General features: G+C 64.6%; 18 protein-coding genes. 14 read left to right on the top strand and 4 right to left on the bottom strand.

The window, feature by feature from the left end; translation table 11 throughout:
• Positions 1 to 67 precede the first annotated feature (67 nt).
• The 5 genes from K7G82_RS25195 to K7G82_RS25175 all read left to right on the top strand — a co-directional run bounded on the left by K7G82_RS25195 (position 68) and on the right by K7G82_RS25175 (position 7892).
• Positions 68 to 1591: an acetyl-CoA acetyltransferase gene (locus K7G82_RS25195; protein ID WP_222992717.1), complete on the top strand. Its 1524-nt coding sequence runs from the start codon at positions 68 to 70 to the stop codon at positions 1589 to 1591.
• A complete protein-coding gene (locus tag K7G82_RS25190; protein WP_222992716.1) occupies positions 1588 to 3780 on the top strand; it encodes an acyl-CoA dehydrogenase family protein in 2193 nt (730 codons plus the stop codon). Before K7G82_RS25195 ends, K7G82_RS25190 begins: the two co-directional genes overlap by 4 nt.
• Before the next feature lie 64 nt (positions 3781 to 3844).
• Positions 3845 to 4972 (top strand): NAD(P)H-dependent flavin oxidoreductase, encoded by a 1128-nt coding sequence (locus tag K7G82_RS25185; protein ID WP_222992715.1) that lies wholly within the window; start codon positions 3845 to 3847, stop codon positions 4970 to 4972.
• An 11-nt stretch (positions 4973 to 4983) separates the two neighbouring features.
• Positions 4984 to 7092: an acetate--CoA ligase family protein gene (locus K7G82_RS25180; protein WP_222992714.1), complete on the top strand. Its 2109-nt coding sequence runs from the start codon at positions 4984 to 4986 to the stop codon at positions 7090 to 7092.
• A gap of 2 nt (positions 7093 to 7094) precedes the next feature.
• Positions 7095 to 7892 (top strand): enoyl-CoA hydratase-related protein, encoded by a 798-nt coding sequence (locus K7G82_RS25175; protein ID WP_222992713.1) that lies wholly within the window; start codon positions 7095 to 7097, stop codon positions 7890 to 7892.
• 268 nt (positions 7893 to 8160) lie between these two features.
• Here K7G82_RS25175 and K7G82_RS25170 read toward each other — a convergent pair whose 3' ends face one another.
• Both K7G82_RS25170 and K7G82_RS25165 read right to left on the bottom strand, forming a co-directional pair.
• A complete protein-coding gene (locus tag K7G82_RS25170) occupies positions 8161 to 9816 on the bottom strand; it encodes a flavin-containing monooxygenase (protein WP_222992712.1) in 1656 nt (551 codons plus the stop codon).
• A 369-nt stretch (positions 9817 to 10185) separates the two neighbouring features.
• Positions 10186 to 10887: a TetR/AcrR family transcriptional regulator gene (locus tag K7G82_RS25165; RefSeq protein ID WP_222992711.1), complete on the bottom strand. Its 702-nt coding sequence runs from the start codon at positions 10885 to 10887 to the stop codon at positions 10186 to 10188.
• A gap of 181 nt (positions 10888 to 11068) precedes the next feature.
• On the opposite strand from K7G82_RS25165, the gene K7G82_RS25160 reads away from it, so the two are divergent.
• On the top strand, positions 11069 to 11938 hold the full coding sequence (locus K7G82_RS25160; RefSeq protein ID WP_222992710.1) for an SDR family oxidoreductase: 870 nt from the start codon (positions 11069 to 11071) through the stop codon (positions 11936 to 11938).
• A gap of 139 nt (positions 11939 to 12077) precedes the next feature.
• Here K7G82_RS25160 and K7G82_RS25155 read toward each other — a convergent pair whose 3' ends face one another.
• Entirely contained in the window at positions 12078 to 13613 is a 1536-nt protein-coding gene (locus K7G82_RS25155; protein ID WP_343228646.1) for an acyl-CoA synthetase, read from the bottom strand.
• A 231-nt stretch (positions 13614 to 13844) separates the two neighbouring features.
• On the opposite strand from K7G82_RS25155, the gene K7G82_RS25150 reads away from it, so the two are divergent.
• From K7G82_RS25150 to K7G82_RS25120, 7 genes are all read left to right on the top strand, one after another.
• A complete protein-coding gene (locus tag K7G82_RS25150) occupies positions 13845 to 16115 on the top strand; it encodes a TonB-dependent receptor (RefSeq protein WP_222992708.1) in 2271 nt (756 codons plus the stop codon).
• Between the two features lie 14 nt (positions 16116 to 16129).
• Positions 16130 to 17362: a cytochrome P450 gene (locus tag K7G82_RS25145; protein ID WP_222992762.1), complete on the top strand. Its 1233-nt coding sequence runs from the start codon at positions 16130 to 16132 to the stop codon at positions 17360 to 17362.
• Positions 17363 to 17375: 13 nt separating this feature from the next.
• The gene (locus tag K7G82_RS25140) at positions 17376 to 18257 is read left to right on the top strand and encodes a helix-turn-helix domain-containing protein (protein WP_222992707.1); all 882 of its coding nucleotides are present in this window, start codon (positions 17376 to 17378) and stop codon (positions 18255 to 18257) included.
• Positions 18254 to 19723: an aldehyde dehydrogenase family protein gene (locus tag K7G82_RS25135; protein WP_343228642.1), complete on the top strand. Its 1470-nt coding sequence runs from the start codon at positions 18254 to 18256 to the stop codon at positions 19721 to 19723. Before K7G82_RS25140 ends, K7G82_RS25135 begins: the two co-directional genes overlap by 4 nt.
• 47 nt (positions 19724 to 19770) lie before the next feature.
• Positions 19771 to 20874: an NAD(P)-dependent alcohol dehydrogenase gene (locus K7G82_RS25130; protein WP_222992706.1), complete on the top strand. Its 1104-nt coding sequence runs from the start codon at positions 19771 to 19773 to the stop codon at positions 20872 to 20874.
• 187 nt (positions 20875 to 21061) lie between these two features.
• Entirely contained in the window at positions 21062 to 22255 is a 1194-nt protein-coding gene (locus K7G82_RS25125; protein WP_222992705.1) for an acyl-CoA dehydrogenase family protein, read from the top strand.
• Complete coding sequence (locus K7G82_RS25120; RefSeq protein WP_343228641.1) at positions 22252 to 23322, top strand: phosphotransferase; 1071 nt, start codon at positions 22252 to 22254, stop codon at positions 23320 to 23322. Before K7G82_RS25125 ends, K7G82_RS25120 begins: the two co-directional genes overlap by 4 nt.
• A 200-nt stretch (positions 23323 to 23522) precedes the next feature.
• Here K7G82_RS25120 and K7G82_RS25115 read toward each other — a convergent pair whose 3' ends face one another.
• Positions 23523 to 24338 carry an alpha/beta hydrolase gene (locus tag K7G82_RS25115; RefSeq protein WP_222992703.1) on the bottom strand — a complete coding sequence of 272 codons (816 nt, stop codon included), beginning with the start codon at positions 24336 to 24338 and terminating at the stop codon, positions 23523 to 23525.
• A gap of 264 nt (positions 24339 to 24602) precedes the next feature.
• Here K7G82_RS25115 and K7G82_RS25110 point away from each other — a divergent pair, with 264 nt between their 5' ends.
• Entirely contained in the window at positions 24603 to 26588 is a 1986-nt protein-coding gene (locus K7G82_RS25110) for a putative bifunctional diguanylate cyclase/phosphodiesterase (RefSeq protein ID WP_222992702.1), read from the top strand.
• Positions 26589 to 26638 lie beyond the last annotated feature (50 nt).

Here is a 26638-nt window from a genome sequence, read left to right as displayed (position 1 = left end):
CGATGAAACCATGCGCGGGCGGATCGAGCCTCGTTCCGCCCGCACCGTAACGAGTTTAGAGACAGAGATGACGACAGCTTCCCGGACCCCGGTGATCGTGGGCGCAGGCCAGATCAGCGATCATGCGAAGGATGAGGTTCCGGGCCCGAGCGTTCTGGATCTGATGCAGGCGGCGCTCGATCGCGCCGAGCGCGATGCGGGTGGATCATGGCTGGCCGATGCCGATTTCCTGGGCATCGAAAATCAGATCAGCAGCGATGTCGCGCCATGGCCGGGCGATGAAGCGATCACGCCCCATCTCCTGGCGCGTCTCGATATCCATCCCCGCGCCAGCCTGCTGACCCGCGAGCCGAGTGGCGACGGGCCGATCTTCCTGCTCAACCATGCCGCCAATCTCATCGCTTCGGGCGAAGCGCGCATCGCCGCGATCACCGGGGCGGAAGCGCTGCGGACCGCCGCCAATCGCGCGGCGCTGGCGGCGCAGAAGGCCGCACCCGACGCGCAGAAGCCGGATGCGATGCGCGATCTTCTCGATGCGTCGGTGCGCCCCTTTCTTCGCAAATACGGACTGATGACGCCGACCGACGTCTACCCCCTGTACGAATCCGCGACGCGGGCGGCCTGGGGGCAGACATTCGCGGAGGCCCAGGCGGAAACCGCGCGGCTCTGGTCCGCCTATTCGCAGGCGGCCGCCGCCAATCCCTATGCCTGGTCGCGCGCCGTCCATGAACCGGACGCCATATTGGAGGTGACGCCGCGGAACAGGATGATCGCCTATCCCTATAGCAAGCTGATGGTGGCGAACAGCGCGGTCAACCAGGGCGCGGCGCTGATCGTGACCAGTCTGGAAGTGGCGCGCGAACGCGGTGTGCCGGACGAGAGGATCGTCTTCGTCGGCGCGGGGGCCGCGGCCCATGAGGACGAGGATTTCCTTGCACGCGACAGCTATGCGCATTCACCGGCGATGATCGCCTCGATCGGCCGTGCGCTGGAGATGAACGGCCTTGCCGCGCGGGATCTCGATTGCGTCGAACTGTACAGCTGCTTCCCCTGCATTCCGAAGATGGCGCGGCGGGTGCTCGATTGGCCGCTTGAACGGCTGCCCAGCGTCTACGGCGGGTTGACCTTCGGTGGTGGGCCGATCGGGAACTGCATGATGCATGCCGCGGCCGCGATGGCCGGAACGCTGCGCGCCGGCGCGCGCCACGGCCTGATCTTCGCGAATGGCGGGTTCGCGACGCACAATCACACGATCATCCTGTCGCGCACCCAGCCGCGCGAACCGCTTTTTCCGCAGGATTTCGACGTTCAGGCCGATGCCGACCGGCTGCGCGGTCCGGTGCCTCGGCTTGACGAGGATCATATCGGGCCAGGTCGTATCGAAGCCTTGAGTGTGCCGTTTCGCCGCGATGGCACACCGGCGTTCGCCACCATCGTCGGCCGCGCTCCGCAGGGCAGCCGCTTCGTCGCTCGTGTCCCGCGCGAGGATGACGCGACGCTGCGGATGCTGCTCTCGGGTGTCGAGCCCGTCGGCATGGCCGGAGACGTCTTCGAAGCGCCGGACGGCTATCGCCACTGGCGCGCGGCATGAGCGCCGTCGCGACGGAGGAGCGTGGCCTGGACGGAGAGGGCGAAGCTGCACTCGATATCGGGATGCTTCTGGACTCGGTGGCCCGAAGCTTTGCCGGCCCGGCGGTGGAGGGCGGCGCATGGTCGCGTGCGCTGGATCTCGGCCTGCCCTTGCTTTGCGAATCCCCCGATATGGGGCGTTTCGAGGACGGACTGCGCGTCCTGATCGAACTTGGGCGCGCGGGATCGGGCATTCCGCTCGCGGAAAGCATATCGCTCAATATCGCGCTGCCGGGTTTCGCTCCCCAGGGAAGCCGGGTCGCGATCGCCTTTGGCGAAACCGGCGATATCGGCGCCGGACGTGCCGAATTCGCCGATGGTCATGTTTCGGCCAGGCTGCGCCTCGTCGACGGCGCGCGCGAAGCCGATCATATCCTGCTCTTCGACGGCGAAGGGAGAAGGGCGGGCCTCGTCCGACGCGACAGCCCGGGCGTGACGGTCGCGCCGGTGGCGGCGCTTGTCGACGGGCTGTGCGATCTCCGGCTGGAGGCGGTGGCGCTCGAGCGGACCCATGACCTGGCCGAGGGCGTCGCGCCGTTGTTGTGGACCATGCGCCTCGCCCTGTGCGCGCGTGCGTTGGGCGCCGCGCTGCGCGGTTTCGACGCGGTCGTCGATTATGCCCGGATCAGGCGCCAGTTCGGTCAGGCGATCGGGTCTTTCCAGGCGGTGCAGCACAAGCTCGCGGATGGTCGCATCAGGCTCGATGCGTCGCGGCTGATGTTGCTTGCGGCTGCCCGTGGGCAGGATGCGGCCGCGCCGCATTGGCAGATGCTTGCCGCTTCGGCGGTCGGTTTTGCGGGAGCCGCCTTGCGGAGGGTCGCGCTCGAGACCCAGCATTGTTTCGGCGCGATCGGCTTCGCAGAGGAGCATGAAGCGCCGGGATTGTTCCGGCGCGTGCATGGCGACACCGCACGGCTGGGCGGCGCCACCCGGGCGGCCGCCGCGCTGGGCGCGGTCCTGGTCGATGACGGCGCATCCGCGCTGGAATCGCTGCTGGCGCCCGCGCACGATCCCGCGATGCGGTTCCGCGCCCGTTTCCGCGACTGGCTGGCCGAGAACTGGACGCTGTCGGATCGGACCGCGCTTGCCGCGCGGCCCTTCGAGGAACGTGACTGGGATCTGGATTTCGCCGCGCGCCTGGGCCGCGACGGCTGGACGACGCTGAGTTGGCCGGAAAACGCCGGCGGCATGGCGGCAACGGCTTTCGAACTGCTTGCATTTATTGAGGAAATGCAGCTGGCCGATGCTCCGGGGCATGCCATGATCTGCCCGTGCCGCATCATTGCGCCCGAAATCATCGCACATGGCAGCGAGCGGCTGAAGCGCGAGCTGTTGCCGCTGATCCGTGCGGGCCGCGTGACCGGCTGCCTTGGCTATAGCGAGCCGGAGGCGGGATCGGACCTTGCAAGCCTCAGGACGCGTGCGCGCCGCGACGGGGACGAGTATCGCATCGACGGGCAGAAGATCTGGACCACCGACGGGCAGCGCGCGTCGCACATGATCCTCGCGGCCCGCACCGATCCGGATGCCAGGCGTGCGGGAATCAGCCTGTTCATCCTGCCGATGGACACGCCGGGGATCAGCGTCCGCCCGATGACGGGCCTGCACGGCCATGTCTTCTGCAGCATCTTCTTCGACGATGTCCGCATCCCGGCGGCGTATCGGCTCGGTGAGGAGGGGCAGGGCTGGGCGATCCTGTCGAACGCGCTGGCCAATGAGCGGATCACGATGGGGGCGTTCGTATCGCGTCTCGCGGTCGTGCTCGGCCGCATCATCGATGCGATCCGCGATGATGCGGTCTTGCGCGCCGATCGGGCGATCGTTCAGCGCATCGGCGAACTCGCCGCCAGCCTGATGGCGGGGCGCGAGCTGGCGATGGCGTCGCTTCGCATGATGGATGACGGCGTTCCCCCGCTGGTCGAGGCGGCGGCGGCGAAGATCCATGCCAGCGAGCTTGCTCAGGCGATCTGCGAGGCCGGGCTCGATCTGCTCGGTGGGCAGGCGCTTCTCGGCGCGGATGCCCCGGATGCGCCGGCGGACGGGCTGGTCGAGGAGATCCTGCGGCTTTCGATCATGTACGTCGTCGGCGGCGGCAGCAACGAGATCCAGCGCACGCTGATCGCGATGCGCGGCCTGGGGCTTGGGGGGTGAGGCATATCGCCGCGCCCCGGGCCGGTGACCGCGCGCCCTGCACATATTCATTGGAGATATCGTAATGGACAATATCCGAAAGCTCGTCGGCGCGGATTTCCCGCTTTTCGCATTCAGCCATTGCCGCGATGTCGTCGCGGCGGTCAGCCGGGCCGGCGGCTTCGGGGTGCTTGGCGGCAGTTCGTTTACGCCGGAATCGCTTGAGGAGGAGCTCCGCTGGATCGACGATCATGTCGACGGCAAGCCATATGGCGTCGACATATTGATCCCCGAGAACCAGGCGCTGGGCACCGATATCGATATCGACGAGATCGTCGCGCGGGTGCCGCAGAAACATATCGATTTCGCGGTCGATCTTCTGCGGAACCATCAGATCCAGGCCAATCGCGAAGATGTGGTGGACAAGCTGTTCCTGCCCACCCTGCCCGAAGCGGGCGAGGCGCTGATGGATGTCGCGTTCCGGCATCCGATCCGGCTGATGGTGAACGCGCTCGGTATCGCGCCTGCTTCGATGATCGACCGCGCGCGCAGGCATGGCGTGCCCGTCGGCGCGCTCGTCGGTGCGAAGGAGCATGCGGTGCGCCAGGTTCATGCCGGTGTCGACCTGCTCGTCGCCCAGGGTGGCGAGGCCGGTGGCCATTGCGGCGAGGTCTCGACGCTGGTGCTCGTTCCCGAAGTGATCAAGGCGGTCAAACCGATCCGCGACGTGCCCGTGCTGGCTGCGGGCGGGATCATGACCGGCGCGCAGATGGCCGGGTGCATGGCGATGGGGGCCGCCGGCGCGTGGACCGGATCGATCTGGCTGGCGACGACCGAGGCGGAGACGAGCGAAACCTTCAAGGACAAGATGGTCGCCGCTACGTCGCGCGATACGATCCGTTCGAGCACGCGGACGGGCAAACCGAGCCGCCAGCTTCGCTCGGCATGGCACGACGCATGGGATGGGCCGCAAAGCCCCGGTGCCTTGCCGATGCCGATGATGGCGTTGATCAGCGTGCCGACCTTCGCCCGCATCGAGCGCGCGGCCGATGCCGGCAATCCGCAGGCCAAGGCGCTTTCGAGCTATTGGGTCGGCCAGGGTGTCGGTCTGGTCGACAGCATCCGCTCCGCCACGGCGGTCGTTCAGGAGTTCAAGCAGGATTTCGCCGATGCCATCGAGACGCTGATGGCTGCGGTTGAGGGCGGGGCGTGAGGATGGATGCGATGACGAATGCGGCGGCGGCCGGCCATCCCCTGGCGACATTGTTCGCGCCGACGAGCATTGCTGTGATCGGCGCCACCGAAAAATCGCCATGGACCGGATTCATCGCCAAGAATTTCCGGGACTTCGGCTATCAGGGCAAGGTCTTCGCGATCAATCGCGCGGGTATCGACGTGCTGGGAATGAAGGGCTTCGCGTCATGCCGTGCGGTCGGCGCGCCGATCGATCTGGCCTTTGTCACCGTTCCCCAGGCGGCGGTGCTCGATGCGCTCGACGATGCCGCGGCGGCGGGTGTTCGCAATGCCGTCATCCTGACCGCGGGCTATGCCGAGGCGGGAAGCGAGGGCGTCGCTTCGCAGCAGGCTTTGCTCGAGAAGGCGCGCGCGCTTGGCATGAATGTCTGGGGACCCAATTCGCTGGGATTCAACAATGTCACCGCGCGGGCGCCGGTGTCCGCGATCCCCGCGCTGCTGCCGCTGTTGCCGCCCAGCATCGCCATCGTGTCGCAGAGCGGCGCGACGGCGAGCGAACTCAACGAATTCGCGCACAGCCAGAATATCGGCACAAGCTTCGTCGCCGCGACGGGCAATGAAGGCCAGCTGACGCTTGCGGATGTCGTCGATTATCTGGTCGACCATGACGAGACGCGTGCCATCGCGATCTTCGCCGAATCCATTCGGGACCCTGCGCGCTTCGAACGGGCCGCGGCGCGCGCGCGCGCCTGCCGCAAGCCGATCGTGATCCTGAAAATCGGTCGTAGCGCACTGGCGACCGAGGTGGCGAAGGCGCACACCGGCTCGCTTGCCGGAAACGATACGGTGTTCGACGCGGTGTGCGAGCGGCTTGGCATCATCCGGGTCTTTTCGACCGAGGATCTGATCGTCACCGCCGGCCTGCTGGCGGCGACGGGCCCTTTGCCTGCCTCCGGGCTCGAATTCATCTCGATCTCCGGCGGTGCCTGCACCCTGGTCGCCGATGGCGCCGAGGATGCGGGCGTGTGCGTGCCGCCGCATTCGGCGGACGTCGCGGCGGCGCTTGCGGCGGTCATGCCGGGCTTCGGATCGACACTCAATCCGCTCGACGTCACCGGTGCGGCGGTGCGTGACGAGATGCTGTTCGAGCGGGTCTTGCCGATCGCCGCCTCATCACCCGATATCGGCCTCATCGCGGTCAATCTGGCGGTTCCGGTGGTGGAGGGGCAGGCGACCTTGCCCGGCGCGCTGACCGCGATCGGCCGCACGGTCGCGACGCTCGGCAAGCCGGCGATCATGGTGCTGACCACCGCGAGGACATTGACCGATGTGACGCGTCGGGCGATCGCCGAACATGGCTTGCCGCACATCGTCTGCGGGATCGATGTCATGCTGCGTGCCGCCGGCAAGGCCGCCTGGTGGTCGGCGCGGCTCGATACGGCGGCGCCATCGCTGCTGCTGGCCCAGGCCGCGATCGATCCCGCCGAACGCCCTCCGCTCGCGACCGAGCGCGCCGTGCTCGATCATCTCGCCGCCCGATCGATCCCGGTCATTCCCGCCTATGTCGTGAAGACGCGCGCCGAAGCGGCGGCGATCGGCGATGCCGGGCCGTTCGCGATGAAGATTCTTTCGCCCGATATCGCGCACAAGACCGAAGCCGGCGGCGTCCGCCTCAATGTCGCGCGCGAGGTGCTCGGCGAAGCATTCGACGCGATCGTCGATGCGGTCGCTGCCGCGCGGCCGGATGCGCGGGTCGACGGGGTCATCGTGTCGCCCATGCGTGAAGGCGGCGTGGAACTGCTGGTGGGCGTGACCCGCGATGCCAATTGGGGGCCGACGATCACCGTGGGACTGGGCGGCATCCTGGTCGAACTCGTCGCCGATGCCGCGACCGCGCCGCTCCCCGTGAGCGCGGGAGAGGTGCGGGCGATGCTGGCGAAGCTGCGGGGGTTCCGCCTGCTTCAGGGTTTCCGCAACATCCCGCCCGCCGATCTCGACCGGCTGGCCGATATCATCGCGCGGATCGGCGACGAGGCGCTGCGGCTTGGCCCCGATCTCGAATCGCTGGAGATTAACCCGATCCTGATCCGCGGCGACGAAATCGAAGCGCTCGACGGACTTGTGAGCTGGAGGGACTGACGATGGCGATCGATGTGCAGGCGGACGGGCAGGAGGCGGAGGTTCTGTTCGAGCGTATCGGCGATCACGTCGTCTTGCTCACGCTCAACCGGCCCGGGGCGCATAATGCGGTCAATGGCGCGCTCGCGCGGCAACTCGGCGAATATACGATGCGGATCGAGGCGGATCCGTCGATCCGCGTCGCGATCCTCGCGGCGCGCGGCAAGTCCTTTTGCGCAGGTGTTGACCTGAAGGTGGTCGCCGCGGGGCGCGTGGACGAACTCATGCCGTTCGGCGCCGGCTTCGCCGGCTTCGTCTATGCGCCCAGGGCCAAACCCTGGATCGCCGCGGTCCATGGCGGCGCCTTTGGCGGCGGGATGGAACTCGCACTTGCCTGCGACATGATCGTTGCCGGCGAGAATGCGGTCTTTGCCTTGCCCGAGGTGAAGCGCGGATTGATCGCCGGCGCCGGTGGGTGCCACCGTATCGCGCGCGCGCTGCCGCGGGCGCTGGCGATCGAGATGGTCGTGACCGGCGAACGCCTGTCGGCGGAGCGCGCCTGCGCGTTCGGGCTGGCGAACCGGCTGGTGCCCGCCGGGCAGGAGATCACGGCCGCCGTCGAGATCGCACAGGCCATTGCCGGCAATGCGCCCAGCTCGGTTCGGGAAAGCCTGCGGGTGACGCGGCTCGCCGCCGATCGTGACGAGACCGCCGTTCTAGCCGCGCAGGAAGAGGCGATCGCGAACGTGCTCGCTTCGCCCAATGCGCGTGAAGGCGCGCGCGCCTTTATCGAAAAGCGCGCGCCTGCCTGGCTGGATTGAGAGTCCGTTTGGAAATGCGCGGAAGAGCACATTTCCAAGGCTGGCGCAGCAATGCGCCAAAGGCGCATCTTCAAACAGACTCCAAGCCATTGCGCTCTCGAAAAGGGGGAGAGGGGGCGGCGCCTTGGCGCCGTCCCTTCATCAAGGCTGGAGTCGATCCGGTTCAGATCGAACCGGGCCGACTCTGAATATCTTGTTTCCCGTCACTTGGCTCCGCCGGCCCGATGGCCGCGAACCGACAGGTGGGGGCGCCTGCTTCGAAATCACTCTAATGGCCGTTCTCGGTTGTGAAGCGATAGCCGGGATAACCGGCGGCGCTGATCTCCGCGCATTCGGCCTTGTACGCGGTATAGCCGCCCGCATAGGCGAGGATCACGCGCGGTTTGCCGGGAACATTGGCGCCGACATACCAGCTTTCGGCGGTCTCCCACAAATTGCCCCGGACCAGCGCGCCGACCTTTTCGGTCCATTCGTTCTGCGCTTCGGCGGTCGCTTCGCACCGGACATAGCCATTGTCTTCGACATGGTTGATCAGGTCGGCGATCCACTCCACCTGCATTTCGTTGGTCATCACGACATTGGTCAGAACCGACGGGCTGCCCGGTCCGCCGATCATGTACATGTTCGGAAAACCGAGAACGCTGATCCCGAGATAGGTCTGCGGGCCGTCCGCCCATATCTCGCCGAGCGAGCGGCCGTCCTTGCCGCGCACGTCGATCGTCGTCAGCGCACCCGTCAACGCGTCGAAGCCCGACGCGGCGATCAGATAGTCGAGCGCAATCTCGCGCCCCGCGACGATCGCGCCCCGTTCGTTGAACCCCTCCAGCGTTTCGGTCTTCACGTCGACAAGTTCGACATTGTCGCGATTGAAGGTTTCGGGAAAATCGGTGCCGACGGTGACCCGCTTGGTTCCATAGGCGAAGCCGCGCGGTGTGAGCTTGTCCGCGATCGCGGGATCGACGATGGCGTCGCGCACCTTCTCGCGCAGAAAATCGCCGGCTTCCTCGTTGGCGTCGACGCTGACCATCGCGTCGGCGAACGCCCAGCCGACGACGCCGCCGCCATTGGCGTAGCGCGCTTCATAGATTTCACGGCGGCGCTCGGTCGTGAAGTTCGAGGCGGGTTCGAACATCGCGTCGTTGATTTCGTCGTCGAGCATGATGTCGCCGCCGCCCCAGCGCCGGCCCTGCTGCAGGCGCTCGCGGGTGAGGTCGCGATTCTGCTGCCACCATTGATGGTCGGCATCGGTCAGCGGCCGGTTGCGCGCGGGCGAGTAGAAATTGGGCGTGCGCAGGAAGACGGTGAGCTTTTCGCATTGTTGCGCGACGATCGGGATCACCTGGGTGCCCGAAGATCCCGTGCCGATGATCCCGACGCGCTTGCCGGCGAAATCGGGATAGGCCTCCGGCCAACGTGCGGTGTGGATGATGTCCCCCTGGAATCGGTCGAGCCCGGGGATGTCCGGCATGATCGGGGCGGAGATCGGGCCGGCGGCGGACAGGAAGTGCCGTGCCCGGTAGCGATCGCCGCCTTCGGTCTCGAAATTCCAGAGATTGTCCGCCGCGTCGTAATGCGCTTTGGCAAGCCGCGAATCGAAGCGGATGTCCTTTCTCAGGTCGAGCCGTTCCGAAACCCAGCGAAGATAGCGCACGATCTCGTCGCGCGCCGCATAGCGCTCGCTCCACCGCCATTCGGCATCGATGACCGGCGAAAAAGTATAGCAGTAGACAAGGCTTTCAACGTCGCAGCGCGCACCCGGATAGCGGTTCCAATACCATGCGCCGCCAACATCCGGTGCGGCCTCAAGCACCAGCACCCGGTGCCCGTCCTCGCGCAGCCGATACAGGCTGTGCAGCCCGCCAAAGCCGCCGCCCAGCACGAGAACGTCCAGGATTCCATCATCTTCGTGCCGGCGATCGGCCATCCTCTCCTCCACCCTTGCACAGCGACTCAGCCGCTTTCCAAAGGCAAGAATATATATCTTGATATAATGTTCAAGTGGGGAGCCCGATGCGGGCCCGGGCGAGCGCATGATCGGGGTTGGGTGGCCGAAGCGTGGGAAGGCATGCGATGATGATCGGTCGATGCACGATGATCGGCCTTGCCGAGCCTTCATCTCCGGGCGTCGCGCGAAACCGTGCCGGCTCCCGCATGTGTGGCGTGATCGCTACCGGGCATGCCGCGGAACGGGGCGCGTGCGGCATGCCGCGCGACGCTCGGGCCGATCATCGAGGCGTGGCGTGACGCTTGAGCGGTGCGGGGTACGGATGCGTCAGCATCCCCCACCCTGGTATCAAAGGGTGGACTGCAATTCCTGCAGCGTGGTGACCAGATCCTTGGGCGGTTTGGGAATGAAGCCCGCGATACAGGACAGGACGGCGATCTTCAGGCAGAGCGCAAGCCTGGCTTCAGGCAGCCTGCCCGCCAGGGCATCGTTGATCACGGCATATTCGGTGTTGGCGATATGCGTGCAGATCAGATCCTTCATCTGCGCGCTCGGGCGCATGCGCGCCGATTTCAGGCAGATGTCGAGATATGGGAAGACGTGCGACAGCGCGATGTTGCGCAATATGTCGTAGATACGGCTGTCGAGATTGGTCGAGAAATAGATCGGGGCGAGCGCCGCCGAATAGGCGCGCGAATTCTTGATGACGTCGCTCAACCGATCGAACCGCTCCAGCATCTGGTCGAGGGTGGCCGGACCGTCCTCGTCTTTTCCCGCTTCCACTGACTGGTGGAAAAACTCCTTGATCGCGACGCTGATCATCGCCTCGCGATTGTCGAAATACAGGTACAGCGTCCGCAGCGCGACGCCCGCGCGCTTGCTGACTGTCCGGATCGTTGTCTTGGCGAGGCCGTTTTCCTCGATCGTCGCAAGCGTCGCGGCAATGATCCGGGAGCGCCGCTCGGTCATCGACTGGCTGTTATAGGCGCGCTGCTTGCCGAGTGCTTCGGTCTCGCCATCCGCCGATCCGCGCCGTGTGGTTGCTCGCATCCCTTGATCTCGCCGTCTTTTCGCGCCGGGCCGGCCTTGAAGCCGCCCGCATCCTCGATGCCTTTGTCCCCGGCATTTGGCAACTGCGTGGCCGCCGCCGCCGGGGCAAGTCGGCGACTGTTGATCCCCGCCGATCAATAATATAACAAGATATATAGATAATGCGAAAGAGGAGGGCGGGATGGAACCGGCGATCAGTCGGCGGCTGGCGGTGGTGACGGGGGGATGCGGCGGCATCGGCGTCGCCTGTGCTCGCGAATTCGGGCGAACCCATGATCTGGTGCTGGCGGATATCTCGGCCGAAAGGGTCGATCGGCTTTCAAGGAGATTGACGGAGGAAGGGCATCGCATTGTAGGAAGCGTGGCAGGGGATCTGGCGGACGGCGAGACGCTGGCCTCGCTCTCGGCCCTGGTTCGCGATCATGGAATGCTCGGTGTGATCGCGCATACCGCGGGGGTGTCGTCGGGCATGGCCGACTGGAAAACGATCATCCGCACCAACGTGCTTGGCACGGCGCTTCTGCTCGACGCAATGGAAGCTTTTCTGATCAACGGAACGGTCGCGGTTCTTGTCGCATCCGTTGCAGGTCATCTCGCGCCGGCGGACGGAGAGGTCGATCGGCTGCTCGATGCGCCCTATGCCGGGGATCTTCTCGATCAGGTCGAACATATTCTCGTCGATGCGGGCGGCGGCATCGGAGACAATTCGTTCCACTATTCGGGGCTGAGCGGCCCCGCCTATGGCCTTTCGAAACGCGCGACGATCCGCGCGGCCGCCTTGCGATCCGCGCGGTGGGCGGAAAAGGGCGCACGCATTGTCTCCATTTCGCCGGGTATCATAAACACCCCCATGGGGCGTTATGAGGTGGAGCATGGCGAGGCGGCCGCCGCCGTTCTCGAACAGACGTCGCTGCGGCGCTGGGGCGCTCCGATGGATATCGCCATGGCGGCCGCATTTCTGGCGTCCGACCAGGCCTCATTCATCACGGGAACCGACCTGCGGGTCGACGGTGGCATGATACCCGCGCGTCTGGGCGAGAAATGTTGGTGAAGGCGGGTGGGGTTCTGCCGGCCTGACGCGAACCACGTCCACCGCGCGCCATTCGGTCTGATGAAAATCGGCGGTTCAGGGCATCGTGCGCAAAGGCTGCCCCGCAATGGCTGTGCGTGGGAGGGGGACGCGATCGAAATCACCGGAACTGTCTGAAACCGGTCATGTCATCGCACGCTGACGGATTGGCCCGAAACTCGTCGATGAGCGTGCGCTTCATGAGTTTGCCGGTGGGTTCGCGAGGCAATCGCATTCGGAATTCGAAGGATCTCGGTGTCTTCACACCCCCCAGCGCGCTTCGAACATGGTTGCGCAATTCATCGCGAAGCGCCGCATCGACCGTGGTGCCGGGGGCTGGCTGGACGATGGCAAGGACACTCTCGCCCATCTCGTCGTCGGGGATGCCGATGACCGCCGCGTCGATGACTTTCGGATGTGTGATCAAACAATCCTCTATCTCCTGCGGATAGATGTTGACCCCGCCGGAGATGATCATGAAACTCTTGCGGTCGGTCAGGAAGAGATAGCCATCCTTGTCGACATGGCCGATATCGCCGAGTGTCGCCCAGCCGTTGCGGTCATAGGCTTGGGCGGTCTTGTCGGGATCATTGTGATATTGGAACGCCGGCCCATCGGCGAAGCAGACATTCCCGTCGACGCCGGTCGGTACCTCGTTGCCCGCTTCGTCGGTGATCTTCAGCGTCGCGAGCACCGCCCTGCCCACGGAACCTGGCCTGACGAGCCACTCGCTGGAGGAAAGGGCGGTGATTCCGCATTGCTCGGTGCCTGAATAATATTCGTGCAGGATCGGTCCCCACCAATCGATCATGGCCTGCTTGACCGGAACGGGGCAGGGCGCCGCGGCGTGGATGGCCGCCTGCAGCGACGAGGGATCGTAGCGGGTTCGCGACTCTTCGGGCAGTTTCAGCATGCGGATGAAATGGGTGGGCACGAAGGTCGCATGGGTGATCCGGTATTGCTCGATGAATGCAAGAGCCCGTTCCGCGTCGAACCGCTCCATGACCACCACCGTTCCTCCCAGTCGGTGCATCGTCATTGCCCATCGAAGCGGGGCTGCGTGATAGAGAGGGGATGTCGAAAGATAGATCGAACCGGGGCCCATCCCGTAGAGCGCGCTCCCCATCGACATCAGCGGCGTCGGATGGTCGATGTCGCCTTCCGGGAGTGGAAACTTGACCCCCTTGGGGCGGCCGGTGGTCCCTGAGGAATAGAGCATGTCGGTGCCCGGGCTTTGATCGGCGATTGCCGACGCGGGTTGGCTCCTGGCCAATGCCTGCCACGATTGTTCCTGGTCCGATCGATCGGACCAGGTCATCAGGGTAACGCCGGGGCAATCGGGGAGCGCTTGCTTGGCAAGGCGGCGAAACCCATCGCTGGCGATGAGCAGCCTGGCGCCGCAATCCCTGACGATATAGCCGATATCGGCGGCGCTCAGCTTGTTCGAAATGGACGTGAGATAGAGCCCGGTCCTCTGCGCCGCGAGACCGAAGATAAACACCTCCGGTCCATTGTCGAAGAGCGTCGCGACGATATCGCCGCGCTTCAGATCGAGCGACCGCAAGGCGTGCGCCGATCGGTTCGCGAGCGCGTCGAGCGTGGCATAATCGATGGTTTCGCCTGATTCCGCGATGATGATCGCCGGTTTCAGCGGCATCGAGCGCGCATGGGCCGACGGATGCATTCGAGATCCTCTCAGTCTTGTTCCTGGCGTGTGGACCACGCGCCACAAGGAAAGCCCGCAAGCGCGCCGACGCGCAAGCGGTGCGCAATTTTTGTCAAATCTCGCCATAAGTCTGTGCAAAGCCAGGCGCCGTGCATCCCGCTAGATAAGATCCGATCGTTTCAGGATCCGCAGACGACGGATCGATCATGACGGGAGAGGTTGATGAAGAATTTTTCCGCGCATCCGCGCCACGCCGCCCTGGTGTTGCTGGTCACCGCCTCTTCTCCGGCCTTGGCCCAGGCGACGAATGCCCCCTTGTCGCGGGAGGTGCCCGCCGTGGAATCCGCCGAGCCCGAGGCACCGGGCGATATCGTCGTGACCGCGCAGCGGCGCGAACAATCCCTGTTGCGGGTTCCGCTCGCGATATCGGCACTTGGCGGAGATACGCTCCAGAACAAGGGCATATCCAACTCCGCCGCACTGGCTACCGCTGTCCCCAATCTTCAGGTCAGCAGTCCTTATGGCAATACGCAGCCGAATTTTTCGCTTCGCGGCATCAGCGTCGCGAACGAGTATAATTCGAACCAGGCTTCGCCGGTCGGCGTCTATATCGACGACGTGTACATCGCGGCCCGCACGAGCCATGGCATGGGCCTTTTCGACCTTGATCGGGTGGAGGTGCTGCGTGGACCGCAAGGCACCTTGTTCGGGCGCAACACCACGGGCGGCGCCATCAACTTCATCACCCGCGCGCCGAAGCTCTCTGGCGGCAGCGGCTATGTCGAAGCCGGCTATGGCAGTTTCGATACTTACCGGGCCCAGGGCGCGGTCGAGGCGACCATGGTCGAGGATCAACTGGGTATCCGTGTCGCCGCCAATTTCGAGAAGGGTGACGGCCAGATCCGCAATGTCGCGCCGGGTGGACGGGATGCGAACAGCGTCGATACGCTGCAGGGGCGCGTCTCCCTCCGCATAAGGCCCGGCAACGGTCCGCTCGATATCAAGATTCGGGCCTATGCGGGCCGCGATCGCGGCACGCAGGCCGGTATCCATGGACTGACGGGCCCCGATACGCCCGGGCAGGGCTTTTTCGAGGTGAACGAGAACAGCATCGGCGAAAGCCGCACCGATGCATGGGGTGTGGCGGCCAATGTCGCTCTCGAACTCGGCCCCCAACTCACACTGACGTCGATCACCTCCTATGACGGCGGCAAGCAGAATCTTCAGCAGGCCGCCGACGGTTCGCCGCTCGATGTGCTCGACATCAACTGGCGCTCGAACTTCCGCCAGTTCAGCGAGGAAGCGCGGATCAATTATGACGGAGATGCGCTGAAGCTTGTCGGTGGCCTATTCTACGGCTGGGACCAGACGATAACCGACAATCGCTTCAATATCGGCAGCGCGCTGGGGCCAGGCGTCAATGGCGGGTTTTTCCAGCATTATCGCCAATCCCGTCGTTCCCATGCGGCGTTCCTGCAGGGGGATTACGATCTCACCGAGCGGCTCGTCCTGACGCTTGGCGCGCGCTACACTTGGGACAAGGCGAAATACCGGGACGGTTTCGCCTATCTGTTCGCCGGAAACCTCGGTGGCCCCGATCTGCCGATCGCCGGCACCGTGCCCTGCGCCGGCGTGCCGGGAACCTGCGCCTATGATCCCGCCGCGCGATATCAGGTCGACGGCAGCAACAAGGCGCTGACCGGTCGCGCCGCGCTCAGCTATACGTTCGATGGGGGGACGCTCGTCTATGGCAGCTACAGCCGCGGCTATCGTTCGGGTGCGTTCAATGGCGGCGGCTATACCTCGTCGGTCGGCATCACCTATATCGATCCCGAAAAGGTGAATGCTTACGAAGTCGGCGTCAAAGGCCGTTTCCTGGACAACCGGCTGACATTGTCGGCCGCCGGCTTCTATTATGATTACAGCAATCAGCAGGTCCAGGACACGAGGCCCGGTCCGGTCTCGTTCCTCGTCAATGCACCGAAGTCGGAAGTCTATGGCGCGGAGGTCGAGGCCTCCTTCCGCGCCTTTCCGGGTTTCGTGATCAACGCGTCGGGTGGATATCTGCATGCCGATTACAAGGAACTGACGCTCCAGAATACGGATCTGTCGGGCAACGCATTGCCGTTCGCGCCGCGCTGGACGGCGACGGCGGGGTTTGACTGGACGATCTTCGATACCGGCACCGACGCCGTGACCTTTTCGCCCACCGTCAACTATTTCAGCCGGCAGTTCTTTTCGCCGTTCAACGCCATCGACGCCGTGGGCACGGGCCAGGTCAATGCGGAACTCCAGCAACCGGCCTATGCGAAGGTCAACGCATCGCTCGCATGGAGCCATGGGCGTGCGCAGATCCGCGCCTGGATCAACAATGCCTTCGACAAAAAGGTCTACAGCTACGGGCTGGATCTGCGCGGGGCTGGCTTTCCTTACAACTTTCTCGTTCCCGCCACGCCGCGCACCTATGGCGTGACAGCCCGGCTGAGCTTCTGACGACGGGTAGCGCGATGACCACGAGCAGCTTTCTTCCCGACCTCAAGGATCCCGATCTCTACCAGGATCGGGCGCCTCATGACGTCTTTGCCCGGCTGCGGCGGGAGACGCCGGTCTACTGGAACCCCGAGGTTGATGGATCGGGCTTCTGGGCGTTCACGCGCCACGCGGATATCGTCGAGGTGTCGCGTCGGGCGGACTTGTTCTCTTCGGCCTTCGAAAATGGCGGCCATCGGATCTTCAACGAGAATGAGGTCGGCCTGACGGGGGCCGGGGACAGCGCGGTTGGCATACCCTTCATCTCCCGTGATCCGCCTATCCACACCCGCTATCGCAAGTTCGTGATGCCGGCGCTGGCCCCCGGCCGTCTCGGCGATATCGAGCAGCGTGTCGAACAGCGGGTGGCCGCGCTGTTCGACCGGATTCCGCTTGGCGAGAGCGTGGACATCGTTCCCCTGCTCTCGGCCCCGTTGCCGCTGCTCACCCTCGCCGAACTGCTGGGCCTGCCATCGGAGATGTGGCTCAAGCTGTATCACTGGACGAATGCCTTCGTGGGCGAGGATGATCCGGAATTCCGGCAGTCGGCGGAATCGATGGCGCAGACCATGTCGGCGTTCTTCGCATTCTCGAAAGAGCTTTTCGATGCGCGCCGTGCCGAACCAGGGCCCGATATCGCGAGCCTGCTCGCGAATGCCGAGATTGACGGCGTGCCGGTGCCGTTCAACGATTTCGTCGGGAATCTCATCCTCGTCCTGGTTGGCGGCAACGAAACCACGCGCAATTCGCTCAGCCACACCATCCACGCCTTTTCCGAAAACCCGGACCAGTGGGATGCGATCCGCCTGGAGCCGGACCTTCTGAAGTCTGCTCCCGCGGAGTTTGTCCGTCATGCGAGCCCGGTGCTTCACATGCGTCGCACGGCCATGGCCGATGTCGAGATCGGCGGGCAGGCGATCGCCAGGGGCGACAAGGTCGTCATGTGGTATATTTCCGGAAATCGCGACGAGGCGGTGTTCGAAAACGCGGACCGCTTCGATGTCCGCCGCCGTGCGGTACAGCATATCGGATTCGGCTCCGGCCAGCATGTCTGTGTGGGATCGAGATTGGCGGAAATGCAGCTCAGGGTGGCGTTTCGCCTCCTTGCCCGCCATGTTCGGCGCTTCGAGGTTGAGGGGAAGCCCCGCCGCTTCCGCTCCAACTTCATCAACGGGCTGAAGAACCTCGACGTCACCTTGGTTCCCGCCTGACGGAGAGAGAGCCATGGCCGACAAGACCGTGTGGAACGACGAAGACATCATCGCCGACGCGCTCGGCCGCGCTCCCGACGTGGCGCTGGGGGGCGATCACGGGCGCTGGCGGTTGTGCCGGTGGCGGCAGTTCGTTGGCGCATATAATCTGCCGGCGCTTCCGGATCCAATGTTCGTCGTGCATATCGCGGGCAAGCCGAGCGTACGGACCTGGGAACGCGACGGCTGGAGCGAAACCACGTCGCTGCCGGGATGCGCGACGATCGTTCCCTCCAATCAGCCGACGGGCTGGCTGGTGGATGGCGAACTCGACGTCGTGACTCTCAGCGTCGCCTCTGCCGATCTGAAGCGTGCCCCGGCGGGCGACCAGTTCAAACGCATGCGGTTCGCCTTTTCCGACCCGCTGGGGGTCGCACTCACGCGTCAGATCCTGGGCGAGCTATATGCCCCGCGCAGCGGCGAGCGTGATGTCTATGTGGGAGCACTCGTCGATGCGCTGAAGGCGCATATGCTGCGCGGCCCCGTCAGCGCGGGCACCAATGATTTTCCGACATCGGCGTTCTCGTCCTATCGCATTCATCACATCATGAATGCCATTCTGGAGCGCCCCGAAGCGGAGCACAGCATCGAAGAACTGGCGGTGCAGGCCGGGGTCACGCCAACGCATTTCTGCCGGATATTCAAGAAGGCGACGGGTGTATCGCCGCACCAATATGTCATGAAGGCCCGGCTCAATCGCGCGCAGCATATGCTGGAACAATCCGATGCCTCGATGGCGACCATCGCCGAAGCGCTCGGTTTCACAAGTCAAAGCCACTTTACCCGTGCCTTCCGGCAGTTCGCGGGCGAGACGCCGAGCGATTTCAGGCGTCGCGGACGGGATGTTCCGTCGTGACCCGATTGCACGGCTTCGAAGGCCTGGTCCTTCCCGATCTTGCCCTTGGCGCGGCCAGGGATCGCCCGGCCGGGGCGTCGGCATTACCGGATATCGATCCGTGCACCGGTGCCATGATCGGTCAGGTCCCGATCGCTTCGTCCGATGATGTCGATCGGCGTGTCGAGGCGGCCTGGCGCGCCTTCAACGCGCCGTCCTGGCGAGACCTGCATCCGCTTGCGCGCGAACGGATGCTCCACAACCTGGCCGATGCCATCGAGAGGGATCTGCCCAGGATGGCGGCGCTCGAAGCGCTGGATACCGGCAAGCCTGTGACGATCGTGGAGGCCGTGGATATTCCCGCAGCGATCTCTTGGCTGCGCGCCTATGCGGGCTGGCCATCCAAGATCGCCGGCCGGGCCGGCAGTCTGTCCGCGACCCCCGGTCATCATCACGTCTATTCGCGCCGCGAACCAATCGGCGTCGTCGCCGCGATCACGCCCTGGAATTTCCCCCTGGTGCTGGCGATGTGGAAGATCGCCCCCGCCTTGGCGGCGGGCTGCACGGTGGTGCTGAAGCCGGCGCCGGAGACGCCGTTAAGCGCCTTGCGGCTGGTGGAACTGGCGCGAGAAGCCGGTTTGCCGGACGGTGTCTTCAATGTCGTCACCGGCGATGGCTCGACCGGCGCGGCGCTTGCTGCGCATCCCAGGGTGGCCAAGGTCGCCTTCACCGGCTCGACGGCGACGGGGCAGGCGATCCTCAGGGCCTCCGTTCCGGATCTGAAGCGGGTGACCCTCGAACTCGGGGGAAAATCGCCCTCGATCATCTGTGCGGACGCGGATCTGGCGACCGCGATACCCCAGGCGGCGATGGGTTGCTTCTTCAATTCCGGACAGGTCTGCTATGCCGGCACCCGCCTGTACGTTCACAGCTCGATCTACGAACAGGTTCTGGAGGGCGTGGCGGCTATCGCGGCGTCGCAGAAGCTGGGCGCCAGCGCGGATCGGGACAGTCAGCTCGGACCGTTGATCAGCGCGCGTCAGCTCGAACGCGTCACCGGCTTCGTCGATCGTGCCCGTGCGGCCGGAATCGAGGCGATGCCGGTGTCGACGGCGGTCCCCGACCAGGGATATTTCCATCCCCCGATCGTCTTGCGGGACGTGTCTTCGGATGCGGAGGTCGCCCGCGAGGAGGTTTTCGGGCCGGTGCTGGCGGCAGCCCCCTTTGACGAACTGGACGAAGCGATCGCGCGTGCGAATGAAAGTCCCTACGGCCTCGCGGCACATGTTTTCACGAAGGATCTGTCGGCCGCGCACCGAGCCTCGGCGTCGCTGGAAGCGGGAACGGTCTTCGTCAACTGCGTGCTCCTGGCAGACCCGGCTTTTCCCTTTGGCGGGATGAAGATGTCCGGGATCGGACGTGAGAATGGCAGCGAGGTGCTCGACGCCTATCTGGAGCCGAAATCCGTCGTGATGGCCTTGCAATGACCAATCCGGAGCGAGGCTGCGCCCCGCCGCAGTGAGGAGAGACTGTCGTGAAATCAATCGCCGCGATCGCCCGTGAGGCCCATCGGGACTTCACGATCGAGACCGTTGACATCGACCAACCCCGCCCGGGCGAAGTGCTTGTCAGGATCGCCGGCGTCGGCCTGTGCCATACCGATCTGGTCGCAAGGGACCAGTTCATCCCGATCCCGCTTCCCGCGATTCTTGGCCATGAAGGCGCCGGGATTGTCGAAGCGGTCGGCGATGGCGTCACCAAGGTCCGGGCTGGCGATGCCGTCATTCTCGGCTTCGCCAGTTGCGGCCGCTGTCCTCGTTGCGAGGAGGATCTGCCATCCTATTGCCGCGAGTTTCCGGCCCTGAACTATAGCGGTGCACGCGGCGATGGCACGACTGGCGTAATGTTGGACGGTGAACAGGTTTCCGCCAATTTCTTCGGACAATCATCCTTCGCTGGTCATGCGCTGACGCATGAGCGCAATGTGGTCCGCATCGACGCCGACGACGTCCCGCTCGAACTTCTCGGTCCGCTTGGCTGCGGCTTTCAAACCGGCGCGGGCGGGGTCATGCGATCCCTTGCATGTCCGGCCGGTTCGTCCATCGCGATTTTCGGCGGCGGTCCGGTCGGGCTCGCGGCGGTGATGGGCGCGGTGATCCGGAACTGCGCGACGATCATTCTCGTGGAGCCCTTCGCGAAACGACGAGACCTCGCCGCGTCGCTGGGCGCGACCCATGTGATCGATCCCGCAGCGGGCGATGTGGCGGCGGCGATCCGCGCCATATCGCCCGATGGCGTCGAGTTCGCATTTGAAACAAGTGGGCGGGAGAGCGTCGTCGAGACGGCGCTTGGCGTGCTCACCAGCCATGGCCTGCTGGGTCTCGTCGGCGTTCCGCCGCGACCGGAGAGCAGTCTGTCGGTCAATCTTGCGTCGCTCATCACCTTTGGACACCGCATCCACGGCATTGTCGAAGGCGACAGCGATCTCGACACATTCATTCCCGAACTGGTCGCGCTTTATCGAAGCGGCCGCTTCCCGTTCGACCGCCTGATCGAGACCTTCCCCCTCGATCGAATAAACGACGCCGTCGCCGCGCAACTCAGGGGGGATTGCGTGAAGGCGGTGCTGATCCCCTGAATGCGAGAGCAGGGACGTCGCGCTCGTGGCGACCGGCTCGGCGGATTCCGCCTCGCAGCGGCGATCGTCCCGGCTCCTGCACGTCCGCGAAAAGGATGAACCTTATGAAGATTGAAGACGTGGCGGCGATCGTCACCGGCGAAGCGTCCGGCCGGACCGCCGATGGTGTATCCCGGATGGTCTGGAAATGAGCGGCGAGGCTCTGGCGATCGGTATCGGCCCGGAGAGAGCGGCCGAGATCGCGGCGAGGGTGGAAGCCTTTGTCCGCGAAGTCGTGGTTCCTTACGAGAAGGACCCACGTCGCGATCATCACGATTGTCCCGCCGAGGAGCTGGTTGCGGAGCTGAAGGCGAAGGCGCGTGCCGCCGGCCTGATGACGCCGCACATCCTCGAGGACGGCCGGCATCTTTCGCAACGCGAGACGGCAGTCGTGCTTCGGGCCACTGGCCTTTCTCCATTGGGGCCGCTCGCCCTCAACACCGCCGCGCCGGACGAGGGCAATATGTATCTTCTCGGGAAAGTGGGCAGTCCCGAAATCAGGGCGAGATTTCTGCGGCCGCTGGTCGAAGGCCGGGCGCGCTCGGCCTTTTTCATGACCGAGCCGTCGGAGGAGGGAGGTGCCGGCTCCGATCCGTCGATGATGCGCACGAGCTGCCATGTCGATGGCGATCACTGGGTGGTGAATGGCCGCAAGGCGTTCATTACCGGTGCCGACGGCGCCCAGATCGGGATCGTGATGGCGAAATCGGCGGAGGGGGCCTGCATGTTCCTCGTCGACCTGCCGGATCCGGCGATCCGTATCGAGCATGTGCCGAACACGATCGATTCCTCCATGCCGGGCGGCCATGCGGTTGTCGCCATCGACAATCTGCGGATACCGGCCGATCAGATGCTCGGCCGGTCCGGTGAGGGGTTCCGGTATGCCCAGGTGCGCCTTGCCCCCGCACGCCTGTCGCACTGCATGCGCTGGCTCGGCGCCTGCATTCGCGCAAACGAGATCGCGACCGACTATGCCTGTCGTCGCCAGGCGTTCGGGAAAACCCTGATCGACCATGAAGGCGTCGGTTTCATGCTCTCGGAAAATCTGATCGACCTGCGTCAGGCGGAGCTCATGATCGACTGGTGCGCGGGCATCCTCGACGAAGGCGCACCGGGTGGCATCGAAAGCTCGATGGCCAAGGTCGCGGTGTCCGAAGCGCTGATGCGCGTTGCCGATCGATCCGTGCAGGTCATGGGGGGATCGGGGGTCAGCGGCGACACGATCGTCGAGCAGGTGTTCCGGGAGATCCGCGCCTTCCGCATCTATGACGGCCCGACCGAGGTCCACAAATGGAACCTCGCCAGGAAGATCAAGCGGGACTGGAAGGCGGTGCGGACGTGAGTGTCGATGCCGCAGCCAATGCGGGCACGACTGCCGTTCGGGAAGCGCATCGTTTCGATCAGGCACGCTTGGCCCGGTGGATGGAGGAGCATGTCGAGGGGTTTCGCGGACCGCTGACCGTCGAGCAGTTCAGGGGCGGCCAGTCCAATCCGACCTACAAGCTTGTGACGCCGTCGCGCGCTTATGTCCTGCGCCGCAAGCCGCCGGGGCCGCTGCTGAAGGGCGCCCATGCCATCGAACGCGAGGCCCATGTCCTTGCCGCGCTGGCACCGGCCGGCTTTCCCGTCGCCCATGTCTTCGGACTTTGTACCGACGATAGCGTGATCGGCAGCCGGTTCTTCATCATGGAGATGGTCGAAGGCCGCATTTTCTGGGACGCGACGTTCCCGGAGGTGAGCAAGGACGAACGGACCGGCTATTTCGACGCGATGAACCGCACGATCGCGGCGCTGCACCGGATCGACCCCGCGGCGGTCGGTCTGGAAGGCTATGGTCGCCAGGGCAATTATTTCGAGCGGCAGATCGGGCTCTGGTCGAAACAATATCTCGAAGATAGCGATGCCGGGCGCAATCCCGATATGGACAGGCTGATCGAGTGGCTGCCCGCCAATATCCCGTCGGGGGACGAAAGCCGCATCGTTCATGGCGACTTCCGCTGCGACAATATGATCTTCCATCCAAGCGAACCGCGTGTGCTGGCGGTTCTGGACTGGGAGCTTTCGACGCTGGGCCATCCGCTGGCGGACTTCGCCTATCATGCCATGATGTTCCGCATGCCGCCGGACATCGTCGCTGGCCTTGGCGGCGCGGATCTGGCGGCACTCCATATTCCGTCCGAAGCCGAATATCTCGCAACCTATTGCCGACACACGGATCGGCCGCCGGTCTCGCAGGTGACGTACGACTTCTGCATGGCTTTCAATTTCTTCCGCATTGCCGCGATCTTCCACGGCATCAAGGGCAGGGTGGTTCGCGGAACCGCCGCATCGGCGCATGCGCGCGACCGCGCGGCGTGCTTCCCGAGACTGGCCGCCTTGGCCTGCGAACGCATGGAGGCCTGCCTGTGAACGGCGGCATCATTGCCGACGAGGCGCATTGTCGGACTTGAGCAGGCCAGACCTTGGATCGGTGATGCCACTCACGCCTTGAGGCGATGTCGATCCGGTTTGGGGCTGCACATGTCGTCGATGGAGCGGGTGGTGCAAGATATCCGTAGCGCGATCCGGTGCTTCAGCGTCTTCGAAACACAGGTGGTGGATATGGATGCTCAGACCCGGCGTTGATGCTGCTCCGCCCAATCGAGGGCGAAGTCCGCCACCGCTTCCCAGCCCGGATCGATCAGCGTCCAGTGCGAGCGTTCAGGGAATTCGTAATAATCGGTTTCCGAAGGCGCCCGGCGCTGCTTCGCATGAATGGCCCGGGTCATCGCGGCGTCGGCGATCAGATCCTTGCCTCCACCGATCAGCAGCAGCGGTGCGCGGTCGGGGTTCGCCCAGTCGATCTTCATCGGATTGATCACCCCGTCCCAATAGACGCGGCCGGGCGTCGGCACGATATAACGATCGTAGAGCGCATCGGCCGCGTCCGCAGGCGCTGTCTGGGCAAAGCGGGTGCGGAAGAAGGCGCGCGACATCTGCTTCACCTTGCGCCAGCTCAACGGGTCGATGAACACCGGCAATGCCGAGCGGATTGCGTGGGGATAGAGCGGCACGCCCGGCGTGGGCGCGGGGTTGATCGACACACCGGCGAGGCCGAGACCGCGATCCAGGAGATGCTGGACGAAAACGCCGCCCAGCGAATGGCCGATCAGGATTGGCGCTTCAGGCAATGACCGAATGATCTTCTCATAATGGTCGACGATCGCGCGCTGGCCTGTGGTTGCGAGCCCGGGCAGCGGCGCGGCGCGAAGCGCGGCGGGATCGCGCTCGTCGCCGGGCCAGCTCGGCGCGATGACCGTGTAGCCACGCGTTTCGTAGCGGGCCTTCACCCCCTCCCAGCTGTTCGCGTTGAGCCAGGCGCCGTGGATGAGGACGATGGTCTTGCTCCCGGTCCTGCCCGTCGTTTTCGATGCCGTCGCGTTCATGTCCTGTCTCCTGCATTCGGAGCGGTCGCTCCCTGTGGATCCGGGATAGGCGCGTCACAGCACCGGCAGGATGGGTGGTTCCGACATAAGGCGGGTCAAAACTGACAAAGGCATCCATAGGCGATCGGGCGCGCGTTGTCCGTCATGGTCGCCGCCGAGGAATGCTGGCGGGCCGGGTGTCGCTGGAGGCCTGCAGAGTCGAGCGCCGGCAGCCTCAGTGAGCCATTCAACGACTCCTAAAGCTTTGAGCTTTAACGGGGAGCCATGTTGCAGGATAGCGTACGAATACTCGGCCGGAAGCGTCCGGAGCCGACGAAGGAGCAGGCGGACACGCTCCTGTTCGAGCAATATCGAAACCTGCAGAAGCAGGTTCCGTTCATGTACGCGCTGATGTTCATCAATGTGTGCTTCCTGGGATTCGTGATTTACGGGAATGTTCCGGCGGGCATGAGCGTCGGCGTGCCGGTTGCGCTGATCATCGCCATGATGATCCGAACCTGGTTCTGGCTCAGGCGACGGCGCACAACGCCCAGGCCCGACACCATCCGGCGCTATCTCAGGATTACCGTCGTCATGGCCGCGGTGCTGAGCTCAATGTTCGGCGGCTGGGGTCTTTTGCTGTTCACCGAGGCCGACCCGGCCAGAAGCGTATCCGTCGCACTCTACATCTTTCTTGGCTCGATCAGCTGCTCCTATTGCCTTCAGGCGCTTCCTTCGGCCGGGCGGCTCGTGCTTCTGTTCGGCGCGGCGCCGGTCACCGTCCGTCTCCTGATGGCCGATGATCCGTATCTGAGCGTTATCGGCGTGAACTTCGTGTTCGTTGCCGGCTTCATGTTATGGACATTGTCGACAAGCTATCGCGGCTTTGTCGAAGTGCTTGTCTCCCGGGACGAGATGCAGGCGGAGCAGTTGCGCGCGCGGCTTGCCGAGCAAAGGGCAAACGAACTGGCCTCGCTCGACCCGTTGACGAACCTCCCCAATCGGAGGGCGCTCGAAGAGCGGCTGGACAGGCTCGATGCCGGCGGGGCGGGGCAATCGCCTCTCGGCCTGATGATGATCGATCTCGACATGTTCAAGTCGGTCAATGACGTTCATGGCCACGGCGTCGGCGACCAGCTGCTCCAGGAAACGGCCAGGCGCCTCGGCAGGCTCGTCGGTGCATCCGGAACCGCCTACCGGCTCGGCGGCGATGAGTTCGCGGTCACCATCGAGCTGAGCGGCAGCGACTATGATCCCGTCCGCAGGGCCGCCAACCGCATCATCCAGGAAATCGCGATGCCTTTCACGATCGAGGGCATTGTCCATCATATCGGAGCAAGCATCGGGATCTCCCTGTTTCCGCGCGATGCCTGCGATCGCCTCACCCTGATGCGTCGCGCGGATATCGCCTTGTACAAGGCCAAGGAACTCGGCGGATCGCAGCATCGCGCGTTCGAGCAGCAGATGGACGCCGAAATCCGCCGGCGCGCGACGCTCGAGCGGGAAATCCGCGCGGACCTGAAGCGCGATGCCTTCCAACCCTTCTACCAGCCCATCGTCAACCTTGTGTCCAGCGAGGTGGTCGGGTTCGAGATGCTTGCGCGCTGGACGCGCGCGGACGGTCGGCTGGTCGGGCCCGATCAATTCGTGCCGATCGCGGAGGAATGCGGCCTGATCCAGGATCTGATGCTGAAGCTGCTCGACCGTGCCTGTCTGGACGCCGGCGCATGGGATCAGCGCCTCACCATCTCGGTCAATGTTTCCCCGGTCCAGCTCAAGGATTCATGGTTCAGTGAAAAGCTGCTCGCCGTGCTTGCTCGGCACGGGTTCCCCGCGCGGCGGATCGCGCTGGAGATCACCGAAAATGCCCTGATCGTGGAGCCCGCCAACGCCAAGACCACCATCGAATCCCTGAAGAATCAGGGCATGCTGATCGGGCTGGATGATTTCGGGACCGGCTATTCGTCGATCCAGCATCTGCGCATGCTGCCGTTCGACAAGATCAAGATCGACCGCTCCTTCATCGCCGATTTCCATACAAATCCGGATTCGCGCAAGATGGTGCTCGCCATGATCGGGCTTGCGTCGAACCTCGACATGACGGTCATCGCCGAGGGGATCGAGAGCGCGGACGTGGCGGAACGTCTCCGAAGCCTTGGCTGCACCGAAGGGCAGGGCTATTATTTCGGAAAGGCGATGACGGCCGCCCAGGTCGACGAACTGCTTGGCCGGGTATCGCGCAGGGGCAGCCGTCAGGCACGGGGAACTTGATCCCGCTCCTTGGTGTCGTCGCCGATTGCGGGCTATCCTGCTGCACGTTT

Origin of the sequence: Sphingomonas colocasiae (genome assembly GCF_019880585.1) — a bacterium.
GTDB lineage: Bacteria > Pseudomonadota > Alphaproteobacteria > Sphingomonadales > Sphingomonadaceae > Sphingobium_A > Sphingobium_A colocasiae.
This window is presented reverse-complemented; position numbering and strand designations above follow the sequence as displayed.

Excerpts from the sequence above, each read along its gene's own strand:
- K7G82_RS25195 (WP_222992717.1), top strand. The coding sequence starts at position 68 with ATGACGACAGCTTCCCGGACCCCGGTGATCGTGGGCGCAGGCCAGATC.
- K7G82_RS25190 (WP_222992716.1), top strand. The coding sequence starts at position 1,588 with ATGAGCGCCGTCGCGACGGAGGAGCGTGGCCTGGACGGAGAGGGCGAA.
- K7G82_RS25185 (WP_222992715.1), top strand. The coding sequence starts at position 3,845 with ATGGACAATATCCGAAAGCTCGTCGGCGCGGATTTCCCGCTTTTCGCA.
- K7G82_RS25180 (WP_222992714.1), top strand. The coding sequence starts at position 4,984 with ATGACGAATGCGGCGGCGGCCGGCCATCCCCTGGCGACATTGTTCGCG.
- K7G82_RS25175 (WP_222992713.1), top strand. The coding sequence starts at position 7,095 with ATGGCGATCGATGTGCAGGCGGACGGGCAGGAGGCGGAGGTTCTGTTC.
- K7G82_RS25170 (WP_222992712.1), bottom strand. The coding sequence starts at position 9,816 with ATGGCCGATCGCCGGCACGAAGATGATGGAATCCTGGACGTTCTCGTG.
- K7G82_RS25165 (WP_222992711.1), bottom strand. The coding sequence starts at position 10,887 with ATGCGAGCAACCACACGGCGCGGATCGGCGGATGGCGAGACCGAAGCA.
- K7G82_RS25160 (WP_222992710.1), top strand. The coding sequence starts at position 11,069 with ATGGAACCGGCGATCAGTCGGCGGCTGGCGGTGGTGACGGGGGGATGC.
- K7G82_RS25155 (WP_343228646.1), bottom strand. The coding sequence starts at position 13,613 with ATGCCGCTGAAACCGGCGATCATCATCGCGGAATCAGGCGAAACCATC.
- K7G82_RS25150 (WP_222992708.1), top strand. The coding sequence starts at position 13,845 with ATGAAGAATTTTTCCGCGCATCCGCGCCACGCCGCCCTGGTGTTGCTG.
- K7G82_RS25145 (WP_222992762.1), top strand. The coding sequence starts at position 16,130 with ATGACCACGAGCAGCTTTCTTCCCGACCTCAAGGATCCCGATCTCTAC.
- K7G82_RS25140 (WP_222992707.1), top strand. The coding sequence starts at position 17,376 with ATGGCCGACAAGACCGTGTGGAACGACGAAGACATCATCGCCGACGCG.
- K7G82_RS25125 (WP_222992705.1), top strand. The coding sequence starts at position 21,062 with ATGAGCGGCGAGGCTCTGGCGATCGGTATCGGCCCGGAGAGAGCGGCC.
- K7G82_RS25115 (WP_222992703.1), bottom strand. The coding sequence starts at position 24,338 with ATGAACGCGACGGCATCGAAAACGACGGGCAGGACCGGGAGCAAGACC.
- K7G82_RS25110 (WP_222992702.1), top strand. The coding sequence starts at position 24,603 with ATGTTGCAGGATAGCGTACGAATACTCGGCCGGAAGCGTCCGGAGCCG.